Origin of the sequence: Caballeronia terrestris, assembly GCF_001544515.1 — a bacterium.
GTDB classification, from domain to species: domain Bacteria; phylum Pseudomonadota; class Gammaproteobacteria; order Burkholderiales; family Burkholderiaceae; genus Caballeronia; species Caballeronia terrestris.
In genome coordinates this window covers 1-5,026 of the sequence record NZ_FCOL02000164.1, presented here as the reverse complement: position 1 = coordinate 5,026, position 5,026 = coordinate 1, and the positions used below count along the sequence as shown (strand labels likewise).

8 protein-coding genes and 1 pseudogene are annotated in these 5,026 nt (G+C 59.6%); 4 read left to right on the top strand and 5 right to left on the bottom strand.

Annotation, left to right across the window (positions count from 1 at the left end; genetic code table 11):
• Window positions 1–144 precede the first annotated feature (144 nt).
• Together AWB67_RS34430 and AWB67_RS34425 are read left to right on the top strand one after the other, a co-directional pair.
• Window positions 145–1,296, top strand: a complete 1,152-nt coding sequence (locus AWB67_RS34430; RefSeq protein ID WP_087660422.1) for a porin — start codon at window positions 145–147, stop codon at window positions 1,294–1,296.
• Window positions 1,297–1,330: 34 nt separating this feature from the next.
• A complete protein-coding gene (locus tag AWB67_RS34425) occupies window positions 1,331–1,708 on the top strand; it encodes a BON domain-containing protein (RefSeq protein WP_087660421.1) in 378 nt (125 codons plus the stop codon).
• A gap of 773 nt (window positions 1,709–2,481) precedes the next feature.
• Here the strand turns inward: AWB67_RS34425 and AWB67_RS34420 are convergent.
• From AWB67_RS34420 to AWB67_RS40165, 5 genes and pseudogenes are all read right to left on the bottom strand, one after another.
• A pseudogene (locus AWB67_RS34420) lies at window positions 2,482–2,920 on the bottom strand (substrate binding domain-containing protein); the annotation flags it as partial.
• A gap of 107 nt (window positions 2,921–3,027) precedes the next feature.
• Entirely contained in the window at window positions 3,028–3,180 is a 153-nt protein-coding gene (locus AWB67_RS43605) for a calcium-binding protein (protein WP_374729877.1), read from the bottom strand.
• 4 nt (window positions 3,181–3,184) lie between these two features.
• Window positions 3,185–3,301 carry a calcium-binding protein gene (locus AWB67_RS43600; RefSeq protein ID WP_374729876.1) on the bottom strand — a complete coding sequence of 39 codons (117 nt, stop codon included), beginning with the start codon at window positions 3,299–3,301 and terminating at the stop codon, window positions 3,185–3,187.
• Window positions 3,302–3,376: 75 nt separating this feature from the next.
• Complete coding sequence (locus AWB67_RS34410) at window positions 3,377–3,865, bottom strand: hypothetical protein (RefSeq protein ID WP_087660420.1); 489 nt, start codon at window positions 3,863–3,865, stop codon at window positions 3,377–3,379.
• A 13-nt stretch (window positions 3,866–3,878) separates the two neighbouring features.
• Window positions 3,879–4,007 carry a transposase domain-containing protein gene (locus AWB67_RS40165; protein ID WP_062644736.1) on the bottom strand — a complete coding sequence of 43 codons (129 nt, stop codon included), beginning with the start codon at window positions 4,005–4,007 and terminating at the stop codon, window positions 3,879–3,881.
• Between the two features lie 378 nt (window positions 4,008–4,385).
• On the opposite strand from AWB67_RS40165, the gene AWB67_RS34400 reads away from it, so the two are divergent.
• Together AWB67_RS34400 and AWB67_RS34395 are read left to right on the top strand one after the other, a co-directional pair.
• On the top strand, window positions 4,386–4,589 hold the full coding sequence (locus tag AWB67_RS34400) for a hypothetical protein (protein ID WP_087135599.1): 204 nt from the start codon (window positions 4,386–4,388) through the stop codon (window positions 4,587–4,589).
• Window positions 4,576–5,026 (top strand): recombinase family protein (locus AWB67_RS34395; protein ID WP_143328451.1); only part of this gene is annotated, 451 nt, incomplete at its 3' end. The genes AWB67_RS34400 and AWB67_RS34395, both read left to right, overlap by 14 nt.

The window sequence follows — 5,026 nt, the reverse complement described above, 5'->3', positions numbered from 1 at the left end:
GCTCAAGCACAGATTGCGGGAGCAGTACGCGGATTACTACCTGTCGGCCTGACGCGCCGACGCAACAGCAGCGCATTTTCATACAAGCAACAACCAATAAGCCGCCGGGTGAAACCCAGCGGCCCCAAGACCGGAGGAGACAGAATGCGATTCAAGTTAAAGTCGACCAGTACTGCGGCGCTGGTGATGTTCGCCACGACCGCCCATGCCCAATCGTCGGTTACGCTCTACGGCGTACTTGACACCGGACTCCTGTATCAAAGCACCTCGGCGGCAACGTTCCAGCCCCACGCGCCCGACCTGGGCCATGTCTATCAACTCAAGGACGGTGGTATCTATGCCAGCTATTGGGGCCTGAAGGGAAGCGAAGACATCGGCGGAGGCTACAAGATCAACTTCAAGCTGCAGGGCGTATTTAACACCGCGAACGGCAGGTTTGGCCTGTCCGATACACCGGGTACGACCGCGATCTTCAATCAGTTCGCCACGATCGGAGCGTCCGGCCCGTTTGACTCGATCGACGCCGGCCGGCAGATCATCCCGATGATCTACGCGATGTCGGAAACCGATGTCCGTGGCGCACAGTATTTTGGCAGTATCCTAACTGCATGGCTGGGTATCAATCAGGCGGCCGGCTGGCCCGGCACCAGCACTAACGCCCCGATCGGCGCCCTGTATGACAGCAATGCGCTGGTCTACAATTCGCCGAAATTCTATGGCGCCTCGCTCGCGCTCGAGTACGCGCCGGGCGGTGTTGCCGGCCAGTTCCAAGGCGGCACGCGCGAGTCGGCGGTGCTCAAGTATTCGAACTACGGTCTGAATCTGGCCGCCGTGTACTACAACGGGCATGACACCAATCCGTTTCCGCTCACGTATCCGGCAGCGCCGGCTGTGCCCGCGACGGGTCTGGCCAACAATCGCTTCTATTATCTCGGTGCGATGTACACGATCAGCGGGTTCTCAATCTCAGCCTCGTACGGCATCGGCAAGAACCCGGCGAATAGCAACACCGCGGACTTCGAAATGGCATCGGGTGGCATTGGCTACCAGTTCAATGCGCGATTCAAGGTCACGTCCGGCTTCTACTACCTGAAGGACCGGAATCATTCGGCGAATCATTCGAGCGAAGTCGCAGTGGGTGCCGAATACAACCTGTCCCAGAGGACCAAGGCATACGCGCAAGTCGGCTATGTCAACAACGATGGCACCATGAACCAGACGGTCATCTATGGAGCTCCCGTCGCGCCGGGCAAGTCGACTACGGCGGCGATGGCCGGCATCCGACATACCTTCTGATTTCGCAACCTACAGCAAGCACCCGGAGTATTCAATGAAGAGCATGACGACATTTAGGCTGGCCGTCGGAGCCGTAGTTGTTGCTACCTCCATGACGGCATGGTCCCAGATTAGCGAAACGGCCAGTGCGCCGGGCTCATCCACGATGGCCGCGTCGGGTTCGGCGGCACCGGCCACTGGAAGGAAGGCGAATCGTGCCCTTCGCCGGCAGGTTTATAACGCCATCGCGAAGAACAAGGAGATCAGTGCAGGAAATATCAGCGTAATCGCGAAAGACGGCGCTGTGACGCTCAGTGGCACGGTCACGGACGCGTCTCAGGTGGGCAAGGTCGCGGAAATCGCGAAGGGCGTTCCCGGAGTAACCTCAGTCACCAACAAGCTGACCGTGCAAAAACCTTTTGGCGGCATGTAAGTTGCCGTAGTCGGCGCTGGGGTTCGGCGGGGGATCGATTAACAAGGGGCCCCGATCGTCATCCGCAATGTTGACCTCCGATCAGGCGGCCTCGCATCGCTTCGCAGGCTGTTCGTTTGGCGTGGAGCGACTCGACGATGCTCGCGAGTTCCGCCGTCATCAGCGTGGTGTCAGAAGAAGCCGTGGGCGAAAGCGAAATGTGTCGTGTGCAGACCCGCAGCGTCATTCTCGAAGAAGGGTGATTGCGATCCCGCCGCGCCGGATTCTCCCATTGGCCTCTACTGCCGATTGGTCCCGAAGCCGGTCACTCACGACTCGCGCAATGGGCCAGGACCGACAAAGTGATTCCGGACGATCGCGATGGCGCCACTCTCGGAGTTTGTAACGCGGGTACCAACGAACGCACAGGACGATGACTTCGCGTCCAAAGGTTGCGGCGGCAATCGAGTGTGATGACATAACAGGTCGGACCGGAACTCGCAAAGCCTGGATTACAGAGAGAGTCTAGAGCTCGGGGACGGGATGAGGGAATGAGGCGCGAGTCAGCGGATTTCATTGGGGCCAGCAGCGAAGCAGGCTGCAAGAAGACCGAATGTAGAGCTGCAACCTATCCTATCGCTCAACACACGCGAAAACCCATCGCAAACGGAGGCGTTCATGTAGACCTCTGTAATGCGGTAGCCAACCCGCGAATATCAGATCCTATGAAGCCAGGGCCTCTTGAGTTTTCAGCCCGCTACTGATGAAGCGATATAGAACCGGCGATCGAGCCATCAGCCCGATCGCACAGGCAATTCACCAATGCCGTTGAGCCGCCCTGCAATGAAATCCCGGAGAGCTTTGACTTTGGCAGAGAACCGGCGGCTTGGTAGGTACGCCATATAGATGCGTTCGCCTGTCAGACGGTTGACCAGCCGGTAGTCAGGCAACACCACTACTAGCTCGCCGCGTCGAACGTGCTCGCGGATGAGCCATACCTCGAAGTCACAGATGCCTCCGCCCGCGCAGGTTGCTTGGAGAAGCAGTTCGTTGTGATCTGCCTGCAGGTTCCCTTTGGGGAGCACTGAGCGGCGGACGTCGTCGAGCACAAAATGCCAGTAGGGTGTCCCCGTCAGGATGCAGGTAACGCAGGCAGTTATGCCGGTGTAGGTCGTCTGGAAGCGTCGGTGTACCGTTCCGTGCCAGATAGCCAGGAGTCGCGCACAACACCGTCTGGTTGCAGCGTATGCGTCAGCGTAACCCGTCACAAGATGGTGCGCGACGAGCTTTTCTGCGTCAGATCGGGACGAGACGATGTAGGGAAGACGGCCCTCTGGATCTCAGAATGAGCGGCCTTGCTCATGCCAATAGTGCCAGTCCGCGACCGCGACTCGAGTCGGCTTGTCGCCGCTCAACGGAGCGATTTGAGCCAGGGGCGCCACCACGTCGCGTTCTTTCCACCGAACCCAGACGAAGATTCCAACCCGACACAGGTCTTCATGAGCGAGTCCGGTGACGCAGACGTGTTCGTCCCTGGTCAGTGGCGAGGAGTCGATAGCAGTACCACGACATCGCACACTCTTCCTCGGTATAAGCGTCGACGACGACTTCCATCTCGATGCGATGTTCACGTTCCGCGTTGAGTTTTGTCTTGGCCATGATGTCGTTTGATAATCTCGTCGGTTGGGACTACAGGTCGACGATATGGCGCAGCAGGCCAAAGGAAACGCGCCAGTGTCCTTCCGAGTCTGTCACGGCGATCGACGCAGTCTTCGAATTCAGTCTGACGATGGTGCCAACGCGTTCGTTCAGGTGTTTGTCGGTGAACCCGACTGTGTCGCCGATGAAGAACTCTTCGCGTTTTGCGCGCGGCGGCGGCGCCGGTTCAGGATGAATCGGGGCGGCGCTGTCGGGAACGATCGCCGCGTACGGAATCGCCCAGTGGCGCCGGCTCAGGCTGTCCTGAACGATCGCTTGCGTATGGCGGAGCTCGATGACGGTGCCTTGAGAAACTGGCCCCAACGGATTGTCGCCGATATAACTGACGGCCATGCCAAGGTGCAGACGCTGACGCACTTCGAGGATGCGTCGGGGGTCATCGAGCATTTTGCCGATGGCCAGGTAAAGACGATACAACTCGGCGCTGGGCGCCCGCCGAAGCGTGTCGAGAATGTCCATAATGTGAAGACGTTTAACGGGCGAGCGGCAGCAGTTCGTGCACGCGGTTGACAGGATACGACGGCAGCTTCTCGAGCGTATCCTTGAGCCACGCATACGGCTCAAAGCCGTTCAGACGAGCCGTGCCGAGAAGGGAGTACATCGTAGCAGCGGCTCGGGCGCCACGTGGCGAGCCCGCGAAGGTCCAATTCGCCCTTCCCAGGGCAAGCTCGTGCTCATTCTGCCCATATCGGGCAGGAAATTGAAGTCCATTACCGTTGGCATCCGCTATATGGTCGCCGCGTCAAGGTTCGAGACGTCGAGGAACGCAGCGGTGGTCGCGTGGTTCATGTTGAAGCCGGCCCCGGGATAGTCAGGGTGATGGCGGCATGGATGCTGGATCGTGCCGTGTGTTCAGCCATGGAGCTTGGCGAGCCGAGAGTCACCGTCGCGGCGTTATGCGGCCTGCATCGGCTGCTTGTTGATCGGCGCTTGCGCGCACACTCTTCGGACGGTTTCAACATCGTCCGGGAGAAACGCAATGGACAAGCTGCCAAAGAGCGTTCCAGCACGAACGCAATCGCCAGTGGTGACGCCGCGCCAGATGAGCATGAGGTTCGACAACGCCGAACTTCAGGGAATGAACGCGGAGCAGCGCGCAAGGGCGATCACGCGTCTTGCGAGCCTGCTGATACAAGCCGCGGGCGCCACCACCGCGAAGGAGTGTGACGATGACGAACGCTGATCGTCTGCCGGCGCCCCTTCTCAAGCGCAAGGCGGTAGTTTATGTTCGGCAGTCGACGCAGGCTCAGGTCCAGGTGAACCTGGAGAGCAAGCGTCGCCAGTACGAACTCGTGGACGAAGCCAAGCGTCGCGGGTTTAGCGAGATCGAGGTCATCGACGACGACCTGGGCCGATCGGCGAGTGGAGCGGTGGCTCGGCCAGGCTTTGAGCGCCTCGTGGCATTGCTTTGTGCCGGTGAAGTCGGGGCTGTCCTTTGCCTGGATGCGTCACGTCTTGCCCGTAACGGGCGCGACTGGCACCATCTGCTCGAACTGTGCGGTCTCGTCGAAGCGAGAGTGATCGACCTTGATGGCGTATACGATCCTTGCCGGCCGAACGACCGGTTATTGCTCGGCATGAAGGGCAGCATCAGCGAGTTCGAGCTCAACGTGCTTCGAA

What these genes read in the sequence shown, in the direction of transcription:
- AWB67_RS34410 (WP_087660420.1), bottom strand. Translation starts at nt 3,865, where the DNA reads ATGGACATTCTCGACACGCTTCGGCGGGCGCCCAGCGCCGAGTTGTAT.
- AWB67_RS40165 (WP_062644736.1), bottom strand. Translation starts at nt 4,007, where the DNA reads ATGTACTCCCTTCTCGGCACGGCTCGTCTGAACGGCTTTGAGCCGTAT.
- AWB67_RS43600 (WP_374729876.1), bottom strand. Translation starts at nt 3,301, where the DNA reads ATGGAAGTCGTCGTCGACGCTTATACCGAGGAAGAGTGTGCGATGTCG.
- AWB67_RS34430 (WP_087660422.1), top strand. Translation starts at nt 145, where the DNA reads ATGCGATTCAAGTTAAAGTCGACCAGTACTGCGGCGCTGGTGATGTTC.
- AWB67_RS34425 (WP_087660421.1), top strand. Translation starts at nt 1,331, where the DNA reads ATGAAGAGCATGACGACATTTAGGCTGGCCGTCGGAGCCGTAGTTGTT.
- AWB67_RS34400 (WP_087135599.1), top strand. Translation starts at nt 4,386, where the DNA reads ATGGACAAGCTGCCAAAGAGCGTTCCAGCACGAACGCAATCGCCAGTG.